Source organism: Ktedonospora formicarum, from assembly GCF_016587355.1.
GTDB classification, from domain to species: domain Bacteria; phylum Chloroflexota; class Ktedonobacteria; order Ktedonobacterales; family Ktedonobacteraceae; genus Ktedonobacter; species Ktedonobacter formicarum.
Genome location: NZ_BNJF01000001.1, coordinates 3,724,565 through 3,742,656, shown reverse-complemented (window position 1 = coordinate 3,742,656; position 18,092 = coordinate 3,724,565). Strand labels below are relative to the sequence as shown.

The 18,092-nt window shown below is 51.1% G+C and carries 19 protein-coding genes; 10 read left to right on the top strand and 9 right to left on the bottom strand.

Annotated features, from left to right (window positions below):
• Positions 1–9: 9 nt before the first annotated feature.
• The gene (locus K3T82_RS16030; RefSeq protein WP_220194441.1) at positions 10–1,038 is read right to left on the bottom strand and encodes an alpha/beta hydrolase; all 1,029 of its coding nucleotides are present in this window, start codon (positions 1,036–1,038) and stop codon (positions 10–12) included.
• 503 nt (positions 1,039–1,541) lie between these two features.
• On the opposite strand from K3T82_RS16030, the gene K3T82_RS16025 reads away from it, so the two are divergent.
• The 3 genes from K3T82_RS16025 to K3T82_RS16015 all read left to right on the top strand — a co-directional run bounded on the left by K3T82_RS16025 (position 1,542) and on the right by K3T82_RS16015 (position 4,731).
• Entirely contained in the window at positions 1,542–1,982 is a 441-nt protein-coding gene (locus tag K3T82_RS16025; protein WP_220194440.1) for a DUF1634 domain-containing protein, read from the top strand.
• Positions 1,983–2,831, top strand: a complete 849-nt coding sequence (locus K3T82_RS16020) for a sulfite exporter TauE/SafE family protein (protein ID WP_220194439.1) — start codon at positions 1,983–1,985, stop codon at positions 2,829–2,831.
• A gap of 325 nt (positions 2,832–3,156) precedes the next feature.
• Positions 3,157–4,731: an alpha/beta hydrolase gene (locus K3T82_RS16015; protein ID WP_220194438.1), complete on the top strand. Its 1,575-nt coding sequence runs from the start codon at positions 3,157–3,159 to the stop codon at positions 4,729–4,731.
• Here the strand turns inward: K3T82_RS16015 and pheA are convergent.
• Both pheA and K3T82_RS16005 read right to left on the bottom strand, forming a co-directional pair.
• Positions 4,705–5,613 (bottom strand): prephenate dehydratase, encoded by a 909-nt coding sequence (gene pheA / locus K3T82_RS16010; RefSeq protein ID WP_220194437.1) that lies wholly within the window; start codon positions 5,611–5,613, stop codon positions 4,705–4,707. The genes K3T82_RS16015 and pheA overlap by 27 nt on opposite strands.
• A 100-nt stretch (positions 5,614–5,713) precedes the next feature.
• Complete coding sequence (locus tag K3T82_RS16005; protein WP_220194436.1) at positions 5,714–5,902, bottom strand: hypothetical protein; 189 nt, start codon at positions 5,900–5,902, stop codon at positions 5,714–5,716.
• A 400-nt stretch (positions 5,903–6,302) separates the two neighbouring features.
• On the opposite strand from K3T82_RS16005, the gene K3T82_RS49110 reads away from it, so the two are divergent.
• The 3 genes from K3T82_RS49110 (at position 6,303) to K3T82_RS15995 (ending at position 8,771) form a co-directional block, all read left to right on the top strand.
• The gene (locus K3T82_RS49110; protein ID WP_268886637.1) at positions 6,303–6,425 is read left to right on the top strand and encodes a hypothetical protein; all 123 of its coding nucleotides are present in this window, start codon (positions 6,303–6,305) and stop codon (positions 6,423–6,425) included.
• A gap of 153 nt (positions 6,426–6,578) precedes the next feature.
• On the top strand, positions 6,579–7,958 hold the full coding sequence (locus tag K3T82_RS16000; RefSeq protein ID WP_220194435.1) for a hemolysin family protein: 1,380 nt from the start codon (positions 6,579–6,581) through the stop codon (positions 7,956–7,958).
• A gap of 231 nt (positions 7,959–8,189) precedes the next feature.
• Positions 8,190–8,771 (top strand): hypothetical protein, encoded by a 582-nt coding sequence (locus K3T82_RS15995; RefSeq protein WP_220194434.1) that lies wholly within the window; start codon positions 8,190–8,192, stop codon positions 8,769–8,771.
• A gap of 139 nt (positions 8,772–8,910) precedes the next feature.
• Here K3T82_RS15995 and K3T82_RS15990 read toward each other — a convergent pair whose 3' ends face one another.
• Positions 8,911–9,819 (bottom strand): class I SAM-dependent methyltransferase, encoded by a 909-nt coding sequence (locus K3T82_RS15990; protein WP_220194433.1) that lies wholly within the window; start codon positions 9,817–9,819, stop codon positions 8,911–8,913.
• A 324-nt stretch (positions 9,820–10,143) separates the two neighbouring features.
• Here K3T82_RS15990 and K3T82_RS15985 point away from each other — a divergent pair, with 324 nt between their 5' ends.
• On the top strand, positions 10,144–10,704 hold the full coding sequence (locus tag K3T82_RS15985; protein WP_220194432.1) for a hypothetical protein: 561 nt from the start codon (positions 10,144–10,146) through the stop codon (positions 10,702–10,704).
• Positions 10,705–10,706: 2 nt separating this feature from the next.
• Here K3T82_RS15985 and K3T82_RS15980 read toward each other — a convergent pair whose 3' ends face one another.
• Positions 10,707–11,099 (bottom strand): hypothetical protein, encoded by a 393-nt coding sequence (locus tag K3T82_RS15980; protein ID WP_220194431.1) that lies wholly within the window; start codon positions 11,097–11,099, stop codon positions 10,707–10,709.
• Positions 11,100–11,386: 287 nt separating this feature from the next.
• On the opposite strand from K3T82_RS15980, the gene K3T82_RS15975 reads away from it, so the two are divergent.
• The gene (locus K3T82_RS15975; RefSeq protein WP_220194430.1) at positions 11,387–11,953 is read left to right on the top strand and encodes a hypothetical protein; all 567 of its coding nucleotides are present in this window, start codon (positions 11,387–11,389) and stop codon (positions 11,951–11,953) included.
• Positions 11,954–12,032: 79 nt separating this feature from the next.
• On the opposite strand, the gene K3T82_RS15970 is transcribed toward K3T82_RS15975, so the two are convergent.
• From K3T82_RS15970 to K3T82_RS15960, 3 genes are all read right to left on the bottom strand, one after another.
• On the bottom strand, positions 12,033–12,590 hold the full coding sequence (locus K3T82_RS15970) for a hypothetical protein (protein WP_220194429.1): 558 nt from the start codon (positions 12,588–12,590) through the stop codon (positions 12,033–12,035).
• A 280-nt stretch (positions 12,591–12,870) separates the two neighbouring features.
• On the bottom strand, positions 12,871–13,410 hold the full coding sequence (locus K3T82_RS15965; protein ID WP_220194428.1) for a hypothetical protein: 540 nt from the start codon (positions 13,408–13,410) through the stop codon (positions 12,871–12,873).
• Positions 13,411–13,627: 217 nt separating this feature from the next.
• Entirely contained in the window at positions 13,628–14,299 is a 672-nt protein-coding gene (locus K3T82_RS15960; RefSeq protein ID WP_220194427.1) for a hypothetical protein, read from the bottom strand.
• A 153-nt stretch (positions 14,300–14,452) separates the two neighbouring features.
• On the opposite strand from K3T82_RS15960, the gene K3T82_RS15955 reads away from it, so the two are divergent.
• Both K3T82_RS15955 and K3T82_RS15950 read left to right on the top strand, forming a co-directional pair.
• A complete protein-coding gene (locus tag K3T82_RS15955) occupies positions 14,453–15,742 on the top strand; it encodes a serine/threonine protein kinase (protein ID WP_220194426.1) in 1,290 nt (429 codons plus the stop codon).
• Positions 15,718–16,566, top strand: coding sequence for a WD40 repeat domain-containing protein (locus tag K3T82_RS15950; RefSeq protein WP_220194425.1), 849 nt, complete (start codon positions 15,718–15,720; stop codon positions 16,564–16,566). Before K3T82_RS15955 ends, K3T82_RS15950 begins: the two co-directional genes overlap by 25 nt.
• 51 nt (positions 16,567–16,617) lie before the next feature.
• On the opposite strand, the gene K3T82_RS15945 is transcribed toward K3T82_RS15950, so the two are convergent.
• Positions 16,618–18,042, bottom strand: coding sequence for an aminotransferase class V-fold PLP-dependent enzyme (locus tag K3T82_RS15945; RefSeq protein WP_220194424.1), 1,425 nt, complete (start codon positions 18,040–18,042; stop codon positions 16,618–16,620).
• Between the last annotated feature and the right edge of the window lie 50 nt (positions 18,043–18,092).

The following is an 18,092-nucleotide window of genomic DNA, read 5'->3' as shown; positions in this document are numbered from 1 at the left end:
TGGCAGGACTTAGCCTGCCTCCGTATAACTCTCATGACTCTTTTGGGGCCCTGTATCATCCTTACGCTCCTGCAAGGAGATAGGGGGGTGTGCCTGCTTCAAGTGCTGATCGAAGAAGGCCGTCAGTTTTTCTACATAGACGACCCGATCCTCAAAATAGGCTCCGCAATGGTCTGCCTCTGGCAAGAGCCATAGTTCTTTGGGATTGCCCGCCGCTTTGTAGAGCAAGGGAGCATCTCTCGGATCAACAATAGAGTCCTTCAGGCCATGAATAATCATGATTGGGCGTGGCGAGATACGCCCGATGTCGCGCAACGGCTCTACTTGATTGAAGCGATAACCCGCGCGCCACCATAACATAACATCAGTCATCCATTCAAAAAGAATGAAGGGCAGGTGCAACGTACGGTGCACAGCGTACTCTATTGGGCTCTTATGTGTAGCAAAGGGGCTATCAGCCACCACTGCTTCAATTTCAGGCGTGCGCGCGGCAGCCATAATGACGATGGCCGCACCCATCGAGTAGCCTACCGCCCCCAAACGCGTCTGGGGGGCGCGCTGTTTGGCATAGGCAACCGCACCCAGGAAATCATTGATCTCACGATATCCAAGGGTAATCGGCTTACCAACCACGGCACCATGCCCATAATACTCAAAGGCCAGAATGTTATGGCCTGCCTTCCAAAGATTGACACAGGTACCCAAAACATCTGAACGTCTACCACGATAGCCAGGGCAGAGAATAATAGTCGAGGTTGCTCCTGGACAAGGAACAAACCACCCGCTTACCGTGTGCTCACCATATAAAGGGGGAAAGGTCACCTCTTCAGCAGGTAAGTTGAGTTCATAAGGGCTAAAAGTATACTGTTCAATAAAATTTGTTAGCGTTTTCGGTTTGATAAGAGTCTCAACAATATACAAAGCAACGCCTGCAATCGCCCCCGCAATTCCAACACCCCCACCCACAATTCCACCTAATAGAAGCTGTTTCCATGAAGGGCGATTCCGGGTTCTCTTCTGGTTATTTACCATTTGCATGCTGGCCAACCTTTCTAGCTTTGATTGGCTCTATTCTACAGACACTATTTGTTATAACACACATCGTCGGGGTTTTATGCCAGGAGCATAGCCACTTTGCTCGGTATACTCAGCCCCAATATACGCCTCTCTCTCTGTTATATGCCTCGACTACCTATACTATCTGCTATTCTTTCAATAGGCCCAATCATTATTCATTCCCTATAGTTATCATTCTCATAGGGAACTTGTATTGGACTCGACCCTATCTATACCATACAATGAACATATGCTGAAAGAAGACTTACAGCCATCACTGGCTGCACACGACTCATCAATAAATTCACATGTCTCTTCCAGCGCGTCCGCATCAGTATTTACAAGACTGATCTTGACATCTATCACCTGTTATAAAGACGTTCGCCCATGTTGCTCACAAGACTGGCAGCGCGCAGGTGATTGAACGACACACAGATATTTCATTATTACTACTTATGATTCAGTCCTTCTATACGAGGTGATATATGCAATCACATCACTCTTCATCACCTGAAAATGTGTCAGATACCAACAACACGCACCATGAGATAGCATTCACCCCTTCTATGCCACCAGCTAGAATCAATGACTTGATTAGCCGTGTACTCCAGGTAGGAGTTATTGCTAGCTCGACAGTAATCATCATTGGTCTTCTGCTCTTCTTGTTCCAGCCAGACGCGCTCAAGGGCCAGCACTTGGAAGACTTTCCACATACTCTCGATCAATTTACCTCTGCTATAGTTCATCTACAACCGCTCGCGATCATTATGCTAGGGCTGATCATTCTCATCGCGACGCCTATATTGCGAGTAGTATTCTCGATTCTGGCCTTCTACCTGGAGCATGATTATCGCTATGTGATTATCACCTGTATCGTGCTGGCGCTCCTGATCTTTGGCATGTTGCTTGGAAAAGGGGGAGCATAAATGACGCTTTCGCTGATAACAGTTCTTATCATCTTTGCAGGAGCAGCCCTGGCGGGACTGTTAGGTTCCCTCCTGGGGCTCGGTGGTGGGATTCTCATCGTGCCGATGCTCTCTCTAGCTTTTGGTCTCCCTATCCAATATGCCATTGGCGCGAGCGTCATTGCCATCATCGCGACATCCAGCGGGTCCGCCGCTGCATATGTGCGTGATCGCCTCTCCAATATTCGGGTTGGCATGTTTCTGGAAACCGCGACCGTCTCAGGCGCTATCGGTGGGGCGCTGCTGGTCTCAATTATTGCTCCCCAAATACTCTACATCATTTTTGGAATTGTTCTGCTTATATCATTACTTCCAATGCTCTTTAAACTAGGGGAAGAGTTACCAGCAAATGTGAAAAATGATCGTCTGGCAACAGCACTCTCGCTCTCAAGTAGCTACCCAGATAAGCGCCTGGGGTGTGAGGTCCCCTACGAAGTAACAAATACTTTTTGGGGCTTTCTGGTTATGTGCGTCGCGGGCTGCCTCTCTGGTCTACTGGGCATTGGAAGCGGCGTCTTTAAGGTTCTGGCGATGGATACGATTATGCGTATGCCAATGAAGGTCTCGACGACAACCAGCAACTTTATGATTGGGGTTACAGGCGCGGCAAGCGCGGGTATCTACTTCGCGCGTGGCGATGTGCAACCATTAATCGCGGCTCCTATCGCGCTGGGAGTGCTGGCAGGCTCATTCCTGGGAGCGCGCATCCTCCCCCACATGAAGAACAAAACCCTGCGTAAAATCTTTATTCCAGTCCTGGCACTGATCGCTCTCCAAATGGTCCTCAAAGGGTTTGGCATTTCCTGGTAGATATCCAAACTACTCGGTACGCAAGCACGCGCAGCCCCAGGACCTTGAGTTCATGTGATGAGCATTTGGTGAATAACGCATGTAACACTTCGCTCGCAGCAGACCTCCACTCACGCTATAATTTGTAAATGTAAGAGACACACGATTCAAAAGGTGTATCATATTCCAGAGATTGGGTAGGATAAGTTAAACTAGACTGTTTTTTAATCTACTTCCCAGGTAGACGGTATATACTATTGGCAGTCAATACGACAGAAGTATTCTCTCATCCTATCATATCAACAAGCGCCCCTTCGTTTTTTGGAGGGGGTGAAACGAGATCCTTATGAATACGTGGCAGCTACGCTTGCAAAAGCTGATAAAACGAGTAGATAGCTTCTCGCTACTTCTACACGCGACTTCATTGCTCGCGGCTCTTCTCAGTGGGCTTTACCTCTTTAATAATACCAATCTAGGAGGGCTCACCTCCTCTATCGTCGATATGGGACTTGATCCGCTACGCGCTCAACTGATAGCGGCCCTGGTACTGGTAGCCGCCGCAGCATTAATCGGCGCGTTACTTGGGCGTCGGAAGGTAAGCGCGATTGTGGGGGGAGCAATTGTCTTTGGGCTGGGCTATCTAAAGGGCTTTATCAAACTAGAGCTTCAGCCTGTCTATGATCCAGGTGGACATCTGGAGCCTCTTCAGCAAGGCGCACTCCTTAGCACATTGCTTATTATGATCGCCCTGGCTCTGGTCAGTGCCTTCGTGGGAGCAGCTGTTGGCAGAGCCAGTGGCGAGGTCATACTCGACCCTCCCCTTCAAATTCTTCAACGCCTGGTTACCAGGCTCTGGCTTTATTGGCGGGTCCAACGCTACCAGGGCTCCTTCAACCTGGAAGAGACTCCAACATCGCCCCAACTACTCATTCCATCCCCGCCAATACGCATCATTACGAGTTGGGCAGGAGCGCTTGTGCTGCTAGCCTTACTCCTCCTTGTCTTGCGCTCAGGAGACCTCTTTATCTTCTCGCCGGATATTGGATTACATGCGGCGCCAAATGTCCAGGGCTCAGGAGTCAGCACCATCAAGCAAGACTATGTGAAAAGCAAAGCGCTAGGGCTGGTTCGCCCTTTTGAGATCTACTTGCCACCTTCCTATAACACGCCAGCAGGAAAGGAGCGCCATTATCCTGTACTCTATCTACTTCATGGCTCACCAGGGAAAGACGTTGACTGGTTGGTAGGTGGAAAGGCGGGGCAGTCGGCGGATACCTTGATTAAGTCTGGGCAGGTTCCCGAACTGATCATGATCATGCCTGATGGGCATGGTCGCTCTCAGGGCGCGAGTGAGTGGGGCAATAGCTACAATCAGAAGCAGCGCGTAGAAGACTATCTCGCCACAGATCTGGTCAATTATGTTGACCAGCACTATCGCACCATTCCCGATGCTTCACATAGAGCGATTGGAGGGAACTCTATGGGTGGGTTCGGCGCGGCAAACATCGCCATCCACCACCCTACGATCTTTGGGGCCTTCATTTCACTGGGGGGCTACTACTATGCCGAAGGCTCTATATGGGGCACCAATTCTATGTACAAACTCCAGAATAGTCCAGCCTACACCATCGAGCACACTCCACTGGCGCATAAGTTGCGAATCTACCTGGGCTCAGCAACAAAGGATCAGCCCTACTACCATGATACTCAAGATTTTATGAAAGAGTTGACAAAGCTCAAGATTCCCTATCACTTCGATCTGCAAAAGGGCTATCACGCCTGGGGAATCTGGGCGACGCAAATGTATAACGCGCTCATCTGGCTCAAATGGAGTGACACTACGAAGAAATCTGAAACCAATGAAGCCATGCTCATGCATGGCTTCATTGGCGCATTACATATTTCTATCGAAGGAGCCTAGCACTTTGCAGAAGAGCGTGTGTCCAGCCAGATCAGCCAAGGCCCGGCGCACTGCTAGCTCGTCGCGATGGCCCTCAATATCCAGGTAGAAGACATATTCCCAGGGACGCTGGCGCGAGGGACGCGACTCCAGTTTGAGCAGATTGATCTTCTGGTCCGCCAGCATTCCAAGGCAGCGATAGAGAGAGCCAGGCTGGTGAGCAGTCGCGATGACCAGCATGGTCTTTGCGGGAGAACCACTATGGGGAGCAGGGGTACGCCCCAGAGCGATGAAACGCGTATAGTTGTCTTTGATGGTCTGGATACCGTGCGCCAGAACTTCCAACCCATACAGTTTGGCAGCGCCAATGCTGGCGACCGCCGCGACACCCTCTAACTGCTCCTCACGAACCATCTTCGCGCTACCAGCAGTATCATAGGTCGCGACAATATCCACGCCAAGCCTCTGAAGATAGTCATCGCTCTGTGCCAGGGCTTGCGGGTGCGAGATGACACGCCGAATATCTTTTAAGCTTTGCCCAGGCAGGCAGAGTAAGCAGTGATTTACAGGATGGCTGGTTTCCCCAATCACGAAGAGATCATGTTGCCGTAAGAGATCATAAGTATCATTGATACTTCCAGCCTGGGAATTCTCCACTGGCACCAGGCCATAATCGACATCACAAGCCGCAACGGCGCGAAAGACATCAGCAAAGGTGCGGTGCGCCACAGGTTCGGGCTCAGTTCCTGCGTGGTAACCCTTTCCACCTAAGCCAAAGAACGCCTGCGATGCCTCATCACCAAAAGCTCCCCTCTCGCCCTGGAAGGCAATACGAATCGTTTTCTTCTGTTCTTCGGGCGTTCCTTGCTGCTCTTTATCCTTAACCTCGGTCCGTTGCGCCATACTGGGAACTCTCCTAACATCTTATGTGCGTTGAAAACCTCGCCAAAAATAAGCAAGCCCCACAGAGGGGGGCTTGTTGTGATCATGCTCAAGATGGCGACTAGCCAATCTTATAGTGATCTTTGTGGTAGTATTTCATACCCGCGCCAAGGACCTTCACAGGCTGCAGTTCAGTAAGCATGATGCGCTCACCGCACTGGGCACACACGCGGTCGGTCAGATGGTTGACGGCCTCTCTATTCGCCAGCGAGGCACGAGCTGTTTTTGAAAGTTCACCCTTTTTCGGCATGACGTAAAATCCCCTTTCGCCTTGCTTCTTCTAGATCAGGAAATCATAAGGTCTTACGCTAAACCCAAGCACGCTCAGGTTTTCGGATAAGGAATAACTTCCCTTCTTAATGAACACAGCAGGCTTATAATTTCTTCCAGCCAGGATATGATGATACGTACATACACTCCGATGCGAGAATGGTGCAGAGAAGAGGTCTACAGATGTAGGCACCGCTGCGCCCAAACATTTCCTGGCGTTTCCATAGTATACCATAGCCACAACTAGCGTACAATCTCTCCTATAAATTGGAAGAGCCGTCTCATATGATATATCCTCGCGGAAACCTGGGTAAACGCTCAAATCCACCCCCCAACATTTCACCCACTACCGCGTTTAGTTAATATGAGGAGGTGGCTATATGAGTGGCACACCACAGACAAATTTGCTTCGCATACTCGGCCTGGTTCTAGCCATATTATTTTATCTCGTTTTTCTCATTGGCATATGCCTGGCTGCGCTATGCTTCTTCCTACCGGGCTAGCTCACGCAATGGTCTCAAAACACTTAACTGGGCCATTTTTAGGTCCAATTCTCAGTTTTTTCTCAGCAAAAGCGCACTTAATTTCAGTACAATATCCATTATACGTCCTCAATAGTAAATACACAGTAAATGAACAAAGGAATTCTACGCATAATGGATATCCCTTCACTTCTTGGTCTCCTGTCTGTATTTGTGCTGGTTGGAGCAAACGCGTTCTTTGTAGCTGCCGAGTTCGCCCTGGTCAAGGTACGCGAAACCCGTATCGAGCAATTGGTAGCCGAAGGCAGCAAAGTCGCGAAAGTTGTGCGTTCGCAGCTTCAACACCTCGATACATATATAGCTGCGACCCAGCTAGGGATTACGCTGGCTAGCCTGGCTCTGGGTTGGGTAGGCGAGCCTGCGCTTGGACACCTGGTAGAGCCGCTTTTCCTCTGGATTGGAGGTCAGGCCGCCGAAACCATCACGCATAGCGTCGCCATCGCGCTTAGCTTTGCCCTGATTACGGCCTTCCATATCATTATGGGTGAGCTGGTTCCTAAATCCATTGCGCTCCAAAGAAGCGAGCGGACAGCGCTCTTTGTCGCACGCCCACTCTCGCTCTTCGCCACCATCTTCCGGCCTTTTATCAAACTTATGAATGGTGTCGGCAATCTGGTCGTGCGCTTGCTTGGTTTCCAGGTCGCACATGAACATGATTCAGTACATACCGTTGAAGAGCTGGAGATGCTCGTCACACAGAGCCAGCAAGCCGGACTACTCCAAAAGCAGGAGGAGGTACTGCTACGCCACATCTTTACCTTTAGCGACAAGAGTGTGCAGCAGATCATGGTACCTCGCAGTGAGATCAGTAGTCTCTCTCTGAGTTGCTCACGTGAAGAGATGCAGGCAGCACTCGCTAGCGAGCACTATACACGTTATCCAATCTACGAAAATACGATTGATAATATCGTCGGCATCATCCATATCAAGGATATCTTTACCCAAACCCAACAAGGTGGTAACGAGTTAGTCTTCGACTTGCGTGCGCTACTGAGGCCAGTTCTGTACGTACCCGAAACAACACCGATTGACGCGATTCTCACCCAGATGCGCAGTAAGCGTATTCATATGGCTATCGTCATCGATGAGTATGGCTCAACTTCCGGGATAGTTACATTGGAAGACATTATTGAAGAGATCGTGGGTGAGGTACAGGATGAGTTTGACACCCGCGAGGCAGGGGTACGTTCAGAAGTAGAAACGCTCCCTGGAGGACGCTATTCAGTCGATGGCCTGATGTCTCTCTCGTCTTTTGCGGAGCACTTCGGAGAAGACAACATCGAAGACTCATTGGAGGATATGCACTCTCATACTATTGCAGGCTACATCTTTGAGAAGCTGGATCGCATTCCTCTGCTTGGAGACCACGTGGCCTTTGGCGACTATCAGCTCAAAGTTGAGGAGATGGATGGTCGGCGCATTTCGCGCATTGGTGTCGAGCGCCGCAAACAAAAAGCAACCCAGGATGCGCTGGACTCTGAGCAGAAAATATAAGCTCCGCCCCTCAAATTGATAACAGAGCAAGCATAGATAATGAAGCGACAATAAGCCTTCGCCAAGAGCATTGCGAAGCTCGCATCAGAAGACCTTGAAGAGATAGACAAACGCCGCCCCGAAAATCACGCGAGACAATCGGGGTGGCGCTTGCCGCCAGTCACCTCTCTCGCTATAATCACCTCATACATAAATGCCAATATACTTAGTCATAGTGACATGGAGGCCCCTATGCAACAGACAACGCATAGCCCCGAGAACTCGGTCAGTCCACAACAGACCGAGAAGCTTGTCCTCAAACGAGGGCTATTCGTGGGCTTGATCCTGGTCATGATTGACCTCTTTATTACCATTCTGGCACGCCTTACTAGTTTTCCCGTGCGTGTCATGACCTCCTTAATGAATGTCATCTATTTTCCCTGGTCAATGGTCCCGATTATCACTAATGCCGCGATCTATCTCCCACTACTACTCTTCGCCTGCCTCGCTTATTTTCTTACCGGCACGGGTATGGCGAGGCTGAGTGGGGGAAACGTGCGCGCAGCCTCGCTCACGGGTCTGCTCGCGGGGCTGGTCCTGGGCCTCTGCGATCTACTCATCAGCACCGTCATTCTCTTCGCTGAGACGCTGCCCGCGATCAATCAATCATATCCCCCTTCCATTCTTGAAGAGACCCGCTTCAATGCGATTCGTGACACCTTTTTCTATACCTTCTCACTCCTGGTGCTAGCCCTGTTACTGGGAGCAGGCATTGCTGCTCTGGGCGGGTTGCTCGGCAAGCGCAGTTCCAACGCCAAACGCACACAAGTCTGAGATGCCTCACATAAGTATTAAAAGCGGGATGAGATTGGAGGCATTTCCAAACGATACCTCCAATCTCATCCCGCTTTATAAATGCCTACATATGAAAAGCTCGCGCCTTCTGATTGCCACCATAGGGGCATCGGCGCTACTAATGAACCTGGACAGGACCGCGCTGCCAGATCAGCACATGGACCGGACAGAGTCCGTAAAACTTCGGGCTGGCAACCTCGCGTCGAACCTCACATTCCAGGCCCTCTAATTCGGCCATCGAGATACTTCCTGAACGCAAGAGTAATGGTCTGAGGCGTTGCATCATCTGCTCTAGCGAACGGCAGAAATGGAGATAGCCCTCCCCTCCATATGCACATTGGGCATAGAACATCTCCTCATGCACCGGATGGCAATTCGCAGATCGCAATGTTTGCTGAACCCATGGTACAATGCCTAGCTGATTTGGGATCTGAGATGTAAAGGCTCGCTTCTCATGTTCAAGCACCAATTGCCAGAGGCGCATTAGATGTGTAAGCGCATTGCTATCGCTTAGAGGAAGCTCTAACTCACAAACCATAACCTGTCCACCGGGGCGGCAAGAGCACACAGCCTCCCGTAAGAGAGTGGCATACTGGCGAGGAGTCATCTCACCCGCCATAAAACGCACATGCACCAGGTCATAACCAGCCACAACATAGTTGCCAATCTCTCCACAAGCGAGGTTCCGCACCTGAAGTCGAACTCTACTATTGAAGGCATTCAAAACACGTGCAGCTTCAATAGCGGCCTCATCCCGGTCAATACCAGATAGATACAGGGAGGGGTAAAAAGAGGCCATACTTTGTAGCCATGTTCCCGCGCCACATCCAATATCCAGTACATGGCGCATCATGCTCGCGTCCAAAACAGAGGGGAGTGGGCCTCCACTCCATAGGCTATGCAGAAATTGTTCTTGCTCCATAAGGCGGCGCACATCTTCGGTGGTAGACAGTGAAGCGTGAAGGAAATCTGCTACACGCGGTAACAGGGGAGAGAGATTTCGATCAAAGATAAATTGTAAAGACATCACACACATCCCTTTCCACACATACAACAAACAACCAACGATGAGGAGGGATAAGCCAGGATGACCATAACCGAGCACACGCCCAGACTGATTGCGCGCTCATCTATATGAAATTATACTTATGGAACATAATGCCTATGCTTTAGAGCAGCGTACATAACGATCAGGCCAGTGGGCAAGTGCTGGCTAAAGCTCAACTCCTATATAAAACTCTACCTTGCAATATCGCGTCTTTGCGCTCCAGTACCTCTCGTTATGATCAATGCTTCATAATATAAAGAGCATACAGCAAATAAAATATTACCACCACTGAAAGGGGGGGCTATGTGGAAGATCCTTTCGTACATGGCATTGTCTGTTCTACTATCCTGTACCTTGCTCATCCCCATAAGCGCCTGCGGGAACAGCACCAACACAGAAGCAACTGGCATCCAAGAATCTAATGGCAAGCCCATTACCGATGTCAACACAGCAGTCGCATACCTCCTCGCATTACGCCTGGTACGGTACAACATGAAGACAATTGATCATGAGCCAGTGGGGTACACCAAGGGGCGCTTGACAAATGTTGGCTCAATGAAGATCACCTATGACTCCGAGGGGCGCATTACACGCTTCGGCGAGAAGCCCATTAGCTATAATCAAGGCCTCATCGAAAGCATCGGAACCACAAAGATCACCCACGATAAAGACTATCCACAACGTGTCGCCAAGATTGGTGAGGAGGACGTGACCTATAACAGCCAGGGGTTAGCCAATAACGTTGGTCCATCAAAGCTAAGTTACGATGAGAAACGACGCGTGACCAAGGTTGGCGACGTTTCCATTGTTTATAAAGATAGCAAAGAAGGCCCGATGCTTAAGCCCACCAGACCTTCTTTGTAGTGCTACATACCTGCCCGAAACGCAAACAATATAAGCAAGACAAAGACGAGAGCAGGCACACAAATGGCAAAGCCTACCATCAAGCGATAGGCAATCCGCTCAGCACGTGTACGACAATGCGCAGTCATAAGCACACCAACGGTTAAGAAGACAAAGAAGTCAGCGATCAAAGGAAAGAGCGTCAGACCGATAGCATCGCTATAGACTTGTTCAGCAAGCGCGTGATTCGTGGCACGTAGCGCGGGCGCATAGAAGAACCCTTGCCAGAGTCCTAGCACTGGCAACCACAGTCCCGCGCCAACCATACAGGCCATGAACACGTTGAGTACAGTATGGAACCGGGATGAGTCCCACAGGCGCTTGAGTGGGCCAGTCGATAACACATATCCCGACATAGAGGTACACTCCTCTAGAGACAAATTTTCATATGATACCAAATCAATTTGATACACAATGATACAGACGTATTATTGCGCGCTATATCAAAGTATATCTCCCTTTTCTCCTACGCACCATGGGTCAATTGACCTATACCAAGCCATCTAACCTCGCCCTGCCAATATCGTATACTCTATATGCATGGAGATTTCAGTCCTTTGGTATCTTAATTCAGCAGACATCAGATCATCTGCGAACCGGAACATGCTCAGGTTTTCACAGAAGAAAGAGCAGGAGAAGCGTTATGTCGTTTCCAGTACGTCGCTATCGTTCATTTCGTGCATTCCTTATTGTCTGCGCGCTCGTCCTGATCGGCATTCCTCTAGCATCCCTGGTCGCCTCACTCCTACCTCTTATACTTGCCACCAGCTTTGTGACACTCTATCTGACACTAGGAACACTCCTTATGGGAGCCGCGACACGGCGTGCTACGGCCTTCTATGCCTTTCTTTATGTCGCAACCTGGGTCGCTGGCATTGGCTTCGCTATCGCAGTAGGTCAGTTCGTAAGCTTTCTGGCTTGCGCCTGGCTCTTTGCTCCTATCGGTATAACTATTTTGATAGGAACTAACACGCGCGGCATCCTGACCTTCCTACGTGGGCAACACCTCTTTCAGCCCGATAGAAGATCTACTTATTACCAGGCTCCACAACAAGCCACCCCTCAAAGGGCATACGCTGAGGGATATCAGGCGAAGCAGTCTGAACGAACGGCCTATAAAGAAGAAGAGCGAAACTATTCCTATCCCTACCCCTCAACCTCATCCTCTGACCAGCAAGAACAGCCACAGACCCATTACCCTACAATGTAAAGAAAGAGCCACACCCGGCAGGCACTGAATCTATGCCGGATATAGCTCTTTCTTTATTTACCAAAGCAGCAGGCGAACCTTAATAGGATTGAGGCGGCTGCTGATATGGTTGCCCATAGGGGCTATTCTCCGCCGGATACTGGGGCTGCTGACCATACGCCTGCTGCTGCCCATATGGCGACTGTCCATATGGCTGCTGCTGGCCATACTGAGGTTGTCCATATTGCTGGGGCTGCCCATATGGGGGCTGCTGACCATACTGAGGTTGTCCATATTGCTGCTGCTGACCATACTGAGGTTGTCCATATTGCTGCTGCTGACCATACTGAGGTTGTCCATATTGCTGCTGCTGTCCGTACTGGGGCTGTCCATACTGGGGTTGTTGTCCATACTGGGGAGCAGAGGCATTGCGGGCGCTATAACCCTTTCCACTCTGATCACGAATGCCCAGGACAATAAAAAAGATGCCAAGGGCCAGTAGTGCAAGACCAAAGAGAGCCAGGAAGATAGCCTCGCTCCCCCCCAAAATTCCCAAGAGAATCGCGATAAGTCCGAGAAAAGCAGAGAAACTGCCCGAAACAATACGTCCCGCGCGTTTGCCTGCGTAACGATACACTAGCCAGATAATAAAACGCATGTTGCCTTCCTTTGCTTGTCAGTTATAATTGCCCGCCACTTTCCCTCAGCATCTCTCGCCCCTACACACCACATAGGAAACATTGGCATGCTTCACGACAAATACTATAAACGCGGGATGCGAATAACAGGGAGAGACTAATTCGATTCCTTCTATCTTATTATCTATTACAACTCCCTGGAGAGACAATGGTAACTATACTGCAATGAACGCTTGCCAATATATCCACATGTTTACAAGTCCCAACCCTTATTTCCTTGCGATGACCTAGCGCTCTCAACTATTGTCCATACCGATCTTGTTGCATATATGCTCCGGCCTGTGGGGCGGATGTGTGACCATATCGTGCGAATAGCCCCTGTGACCGAGACGCATCATGGCCTTGACGCTGTGAGCCCATATACCCATCAGAAAGGAATACACTGGCTGGCTGTGCGGCCTGAGGATTGTTGCCAGACGCGACGTACTGTGGCTGACTATAATCTATTCCAGCCTGGGGCGCGGAAAACGGTAACTGGCCCGAAGGCATAGGAAACTGCCCGATAGAAGGGGGTTGTTGGCCGACAGGCATCTCTGGCATCTGAACAACATTCGGCTGATGCATCTGAGGCGATGAATCAGCAGCCTCGTCGTCTGGCTCGCTCGGCTCAGCCAGTAACGACCAGATCAAGACAATGAGGCCTATCGCGCCCACAAAGACACCCAGGGATTGCTGACCCAGAAATATCAACACGCCAAATCCGAGTATAATACCACCGCCCACAGCCTTTCCCACACGTGTACTGATATAGTGACGCATAAATACTTCAAAACGTGACATTTCACCTTCCGCTTTCTAAGCTGCATATCTCGCACTATTACAAGAAGTCGATCAGGTTAGCAGATACTATTCCAGATCAACAAAGAATTCGCGGGAGTCGTACATATGCCTCCTCTTCCTACATACAATCGCATACCCCCTGGAGAATGGCTACACTACCAGTACCATTTGCACATAGTGCATGTTTCTTTTTTACTGCTCCACAAGTACTAAGTCCTCAATAAGCAGAGGCATTTGCCTCACCCTCCCCACATAACAGCCGTTCAACGTAAGCCATGCTCTCTGGTAACGTGCGCGCTCCATCTACCATCAGCACCTTCAAGCCGCGTCGACGAGCCTCGGCTTCTATAGTGCGCGCGAAGCAAATATCGCGCTGCATCCAGTTCTCGAAGGCCCGTGCTGGATCGCTGCAACCACGCACGGCATCCCAGGCCCAGGTACGCTGGGAATAGTGATAGCGCTGAAACTCGCCTGTGGGTATCATCCAGAGCGCCCTGGACCTGACATTCAATAGCGGCTCAACCAGTTCAGGTAGAAGAGCTGCACCCTCAACAAGGATTGGGCGATCCCGAGGAAGAGCTTGCAAGTCACGCACGATCCAGTTCCATTCCTCCAGGTATAACGCATATTCTTCGCGCACCTGTTGCTCTACGCTACGCTCCAACCAGAGCGCGTCATGCGCCAAACGACTCAAGCGATAGAGTAGTGAGTCTCGCTCCGGGTCTGGCGCCTGGCAATGCTCATAATAAGCATCATCACAGCGATAGAGTCGCCAACCATAACGTGAGACCAGGAAGTCAGCTGTGGAACTTTTGCCCGCGCATGGCGAACCTCCTAACCAATAAACATGCTGAAGCGATTGTCGCAAATCACTATGATCTTCTCGCATTTGTCACCAAATCCCATGTAGTGCAACAAAAACTATACACAAACGTCTATAGTAGTAGTAATATTACCAACACAGTCAGGTTTAGAGAGTTGTCTTCCAATGTAGGTCCGGGTTCGGGTCGCCCTGGTTCGGCGACAAAAGGATACACTTGTAATGTCTTCTCAAACCGCTTATTGCGCGCATTGTGGCGCGGCTAACCCTGGTACAGAGACCACATGCTTCGCCTGTCAGCAGCCACTCCAGCCTCAGGAAGAGGGGGCATTTCTGATTGGCAAGCGCTATCGCATTCTGGATCAGGTTGGCTCTGGGGGCTTTGGCGCTGTCTATAAGGTTGCTGATACACAGCAGAACGACGCGCTACGTGCTCTCAAGCAGATTAACTTGCGTACCCTCTCGCCTCAACAAGCCATTGAGGCCACCGACGCCTTTAATCGCGAGGTTGCTCTACTCTCACAACTCAAACATACGCATCTTCCACGCGTTCACGACCACTTTACCGATCCAGAGCACTGGTATCTGCTGCTAGATTTCATCGAAGGTGAAACGCTAGAGATGTATTTAGAGCGTCAGCCACGCCCATCTGATGCGACCACACCAGCCTCCTTCCCTCAGCTCGCCTTCGCTGATATCTTTGATATCGCCTTCCAGCTTTGTGATGTGCTGACCTATTTGCACACTCGTCACCCGCCGATTGTCTTCCGTGATCTCAAACCCGCCAACATCATGCGTACCCCGACTGGCGAACTCTATTTGATTGACTTTGGTATCGCTCGTCACTTCAAGCCTGGTCAACAGCGCGATACTATGCCTTTCGGCTCTCCTGGCTATGCCGCACCTGAGCAATATGGGAAAGCCCAGACCACACCTACCTCGGACGTATACAGCCTGGGAGCTCTGCTCCATCACCTGCTTTCAGGGCAGGACCCAGCGGAGACGCCCTTCCAATTCGACTCGCTTCAGGGCTATGGACCCGCTGGCATTAATGAACTGGTCGCGCTGATCCAACGCATGGTTGCTCTCGACCCACTGGCACGCCCGGCCTCCATTGCCGAGGTCGCTAACGAATTGCACGCAATAGCCTCCTTGCAGGGTATCCGCCCTCCTAATCGTTCTACGAGACGCCTGGCCAGTCCGCAGCCCATATCGCTACCACCTACTGTTAGCGCGGGAAGTCAGCGGCAAGGGCAAATTCAAGCTCAGAAGCAGGTCCAGAGACAGGTGGCTCCCGGACAGATGGGTCGGCGCGTCGTCGTTGCAGGTCTGACCTTGAGCGCCGTCGCCATTGTGGGGGAACGTTCGTTGGTAGCACCCAACAATTCTTCTCATCGCTTAATAGACAGTTTAAGAAGGGCGGTCCCCCTACAATACGGGCAGGAGTCTTTCAGACTGGCGTATTTGCGCCTGATGGAAATAGCTATGTGCTCCTTTCAGAGAGCACAATGAAGGTTGTCACGCAACGAAATGACTTGAAAGGCTGGATATCACAGGGAGATCACCTCTCCCAAAGCAAGCCCACATGGTCGCCTGAGAGTAGTCGCTTCGCGCTTGCTGATAGTATGGGCAATATCCATATCTGGGATCTGAATCATCGTGACAGGTCACAGACCATTCCTTACACTGGCACACCTGCAATGCCGCTCATCTCCTATCTCGCCTGGTCTCCTGATGGCAAATATCTGGCCCACGGACAAGTTAGCGCGCAAGACCAGAGCTACAGCGGAAGGCTTCAAATCATTGAGATCACAAACGGCAATTCCAGCGAGCAGTATATGGGGTTACATGGTCGCGTCACCTCACTTGACTGGTCACCCGACAGTCGCTACCTTGCTGTCGGCTCCAATGAAGGTGATGTTCAGATCTGGGACAACAAAGCACCTGACAAGCCCCGCTATACCTATAGCTCAGACAAATCTGGAAGAGATGGGGCAAAGCTACGCTGGTCTCCTGATGGGAAACAACTTGCCATCACCTCAGACTATGGACACATTGTGCTCTGGAGTCCATTTACAAATAAGCGGGCTGATCTTGAACCGAAGAGTCCTTCTTCCCTATCCGATCTAGCATGGTCGTCTAACGGCAAATATCTGGCGGCTTTGGGCGATGATGGCATTACATTCTGGGATCTCGTGCATTCTACCCCAACCTTCGTGCCATATGTCAATATCCTGGCAGTGCGATGGCAAGACGACAATCGTCAGGTGATAATTGTGGACCAGTACAACAACACAAGCACTCTTGCTCGCCCAGATGATAGTTCCGAGAAATAAGAAGGCATGACCGGGCAGCGGCGCTGCTGTCCCGGCGCGCATCCTATTTATCTACGCCATAAAGCTCGCGCCATGCGCTTCAAAGAGATGCTGGTCACCAACCGGCTCCAGGTCGCCATGCTCATTGTGCTCATACTGCGCGCGTATCTCGCCGCGCGTGATGGCCTGCAAGCCACTCACAAGACGGTCAATATCGCTCTTTGAATTCGCCAGACCCAGGCTAGCTCGAACCATGCCCGGTAGATCCACTGGCAAACCAGAGATCAGACGTTCGCGGGAATCGGCGGCATCCTCATCCGAGACGCCTAGCAGGTGTGACACGTAGAGATGTGCACAGAAGCAGCCACTTCGCACGCCAACACCCCATTCGTTCGCGAGTACGGCTGCGACCTTCTCATAGGGCTGTCCATCAATGGTGAAACAGAAGACCCCGAGACGATCTTCGCCACCTGTAAGCATGGAATCCCAGGTGGGGCCAAAGAGCCTGAGACCCGGAACCGTTCGCAGACGACGCACAGCATAGCGCGTCAGTTCGCGCTCATGCTTCGCGACCTGGTCCATACCATAGCGCATTAACTCTTCCAGCGCGGCAGCCATGGCGACAACACCGACAACGTTAGGTGACCCCGCCTCTTCCAGGTCTGAACCTGTGGCCCACTTAACCCCAGAACTGGTAACCAGACAAGCAGTACCACCACCGACCAGCATCGGATCACCATCAGCGAAGAGGGTCGCAGGAACCACCAACGCACCCGCCCCATAAGGCGCATAGAGCTTATGACCAGAGAAGGCAACTACGTCGATACAATCAGCGGTTCCTGGCGTACCCATTGAGAGGGCCCGGTGAGGGGTTAGCTGGGCCGCGTCCACTGCCAACTTGGCACCATGCGCGTGAACCAGTCGCGCCACGGCCTTTATATCAGCCATCAAGCCCGTCACGTTGGAGGCCGCGCTGATCGTTACGAGTTTAACCTTCCCCTTATGCCGCTCAAGACGCTGCTTCAGATCGTCCATATCAACACGACCATCCTCAGTCAATTGGACGACCTCATGCGGCTTGCGCAACCAGGGCAGAAGATTAGAATGGTGCTCCATCTTCGTACACAGCACCAATTCATCCTCTTCCAACAATGTTCTATGCGCGAGTAGGTTGAGAGCCTCAGTGGTGTTGCGCACAAATACCACAACGTGCGTCCGGGGCGTCGTGCCCACAAAGCGCATCACAACGTCACGCGCGTTCTCATATAAATAGGTAGAGAGACGTGACTTGTAGCCCGCGCCTCGATGCACACTCGAATACCACGACGCGAACTCGTCGACCACCTGGCGCACTTTCGCTAGCGGCGGCGTGCTCGCGGCACTGTCGAGGTTAACATAGCGCACGCGCTCACCATTCCATAACGGGACCTCAGTCCTGCTCCCTACGACGCGCGGGCGCACGTTTGTGGCCTTTTGCTGCTCCACAGTTATTGTCATTGGCTATTCATTCCTTCCCACAAAATACAAATCCCCAACGACGCTTTTCG

What these genes read in the sequence shown, in the direction of transcription:
- K3T82_RS16020 (WP_220194439.1), top strand. Translation starts at nt 1,983, where the DNA reads ATGACGCTTTCGCTGATAACAGTTCTTATCATCTTTGCAGGAGCAGCC.
- pheA (WP_220194437.1), bottom strand. Translation starts at nt 5,613, where the DNA reads ATGGCGCAACGGACCGAGGTTAAGGATAAAGAGCAGCAAGGAACGCCC.
- K3T82_RS15955 (WP_220194426.1), top strand. Translation starts at nt 14,453, where the DNA reads ATGTCTTCTCAAACCGCTTATTGCGCGCATTGTGGCGCGGCTAACCCT.
- K3T82_RS15970 (WP_220194429.1), bottom strand. Translation starts at nt 12,590, where the DNA reads ATGCGTTTTATTATCTGGCTAGTGTATCGTTACGCAGGCAAACGCGCG.
- K3T82_RS15985 (WP_220194432.1), top strand. Translation starts at nt 10,144, where the DNA reads ATGTGGAAGATCCTTTCGTACATGGCATTGTCTGTTCTACTATCCTGT.
- K3T82_RS15975 (WP_220194430.1), top strand. Translation starts at nt 11,387, where the DNA reads ATGTCGTTTCCAGTACGTCGCTATCGTTCATTTCGTGCATTCCTTATT.
- K3T82_RS49110 (WP_268886637.1), top strand. Translation starts at nt 6,303, where the DNA reads ATGAGTGGCACACCACAGACAAATTTGCTTCGCATACTCGGCCTGGTT.
- K3T82_RS15965 (WP_220194428.1), bottom strand. Translation starts at nt 13,410, where the DNA reads ATGTCACGTTTTGAAGTATTTATGCGTCACTATATCAGTACACGTGTG.
- K3T82_RS15945 (WP_220194424.1), bottom strand. Translation starts at nt 18,042, where the DNA reads ATGACAATAACTGTGGAGCAGCAAAAGGCCACAAACGTGCGCCCGCGC.
- K3T82_RS16000 (WP_220194435.1), top strand. Translation starts at nt 6,579, where the DNA reads ATGGATATCCCTTCACTTCTTGGTCTCCTGTCTGTATTTGTGCTGGTT.
- K3T82_RS16030 (WP_220194441.1), bottom strand. Translation starts at nt 1,038, where the DNA reads ATGCAAATGGTAAATAACCAGAAGAGAACCCGGAATCGCCCTTCATGG.
- K3T82_RS15980 (WP_220194431.1), bottom strand. Translation starts at nt 11,099, where the DNA reads ATGTCGGGATATGTGTTATCGACTGGCCCACTCAAGCGCCTGTGGGAC.
- K3T82_RS16015 (WP_220194438.1), top strand. Translation starts at nt 3,157, where the DNA reads ATGAATACGTGGCAGCTACGCTTGCAAAAGCTGATAAAACGAGTAGAT.
- K3T82_RS16025 (WP_220194440.1), top strand. Translation starts at nt 1,542, where the DNA reads ATGCAATCACATCACTCTTCATCACCTGAAAATGTGTCAGATACCAAC.
- K3T82_RS15995 (WP_220194434.1), top strand. Translation starts at nt 8,190, where the DNA reads ATGCAACAGACAACGCATAGCCCCGAGAACTCGGTCAGTCCACAACAG.
- K3T82_RS15990 (WP_220194433.1), bottom strand. Translation starts at nt 9,819, where the DNA reads ATGTCTTTACAATTTATCTTTGATCGAAATCTCTCTCCCCTGTTACCG.
- K3T82_RS16005 (WP_220194436.1), bottom strand. Translation starts at nt 5,902, where the DNA reads ATGCCGAAAAAGGGTGAACTTTCAAAAACAGCTCGTGCCTCGCTGGCG.
- K3T82_RS15960 (WP_220194427.1), bottom strand. Translation starts at nt 14,299, where the DNA reads ATGCGAGAAGATCATAGTGATTTGCGACAATCGCTTCAGCATGTTTAT.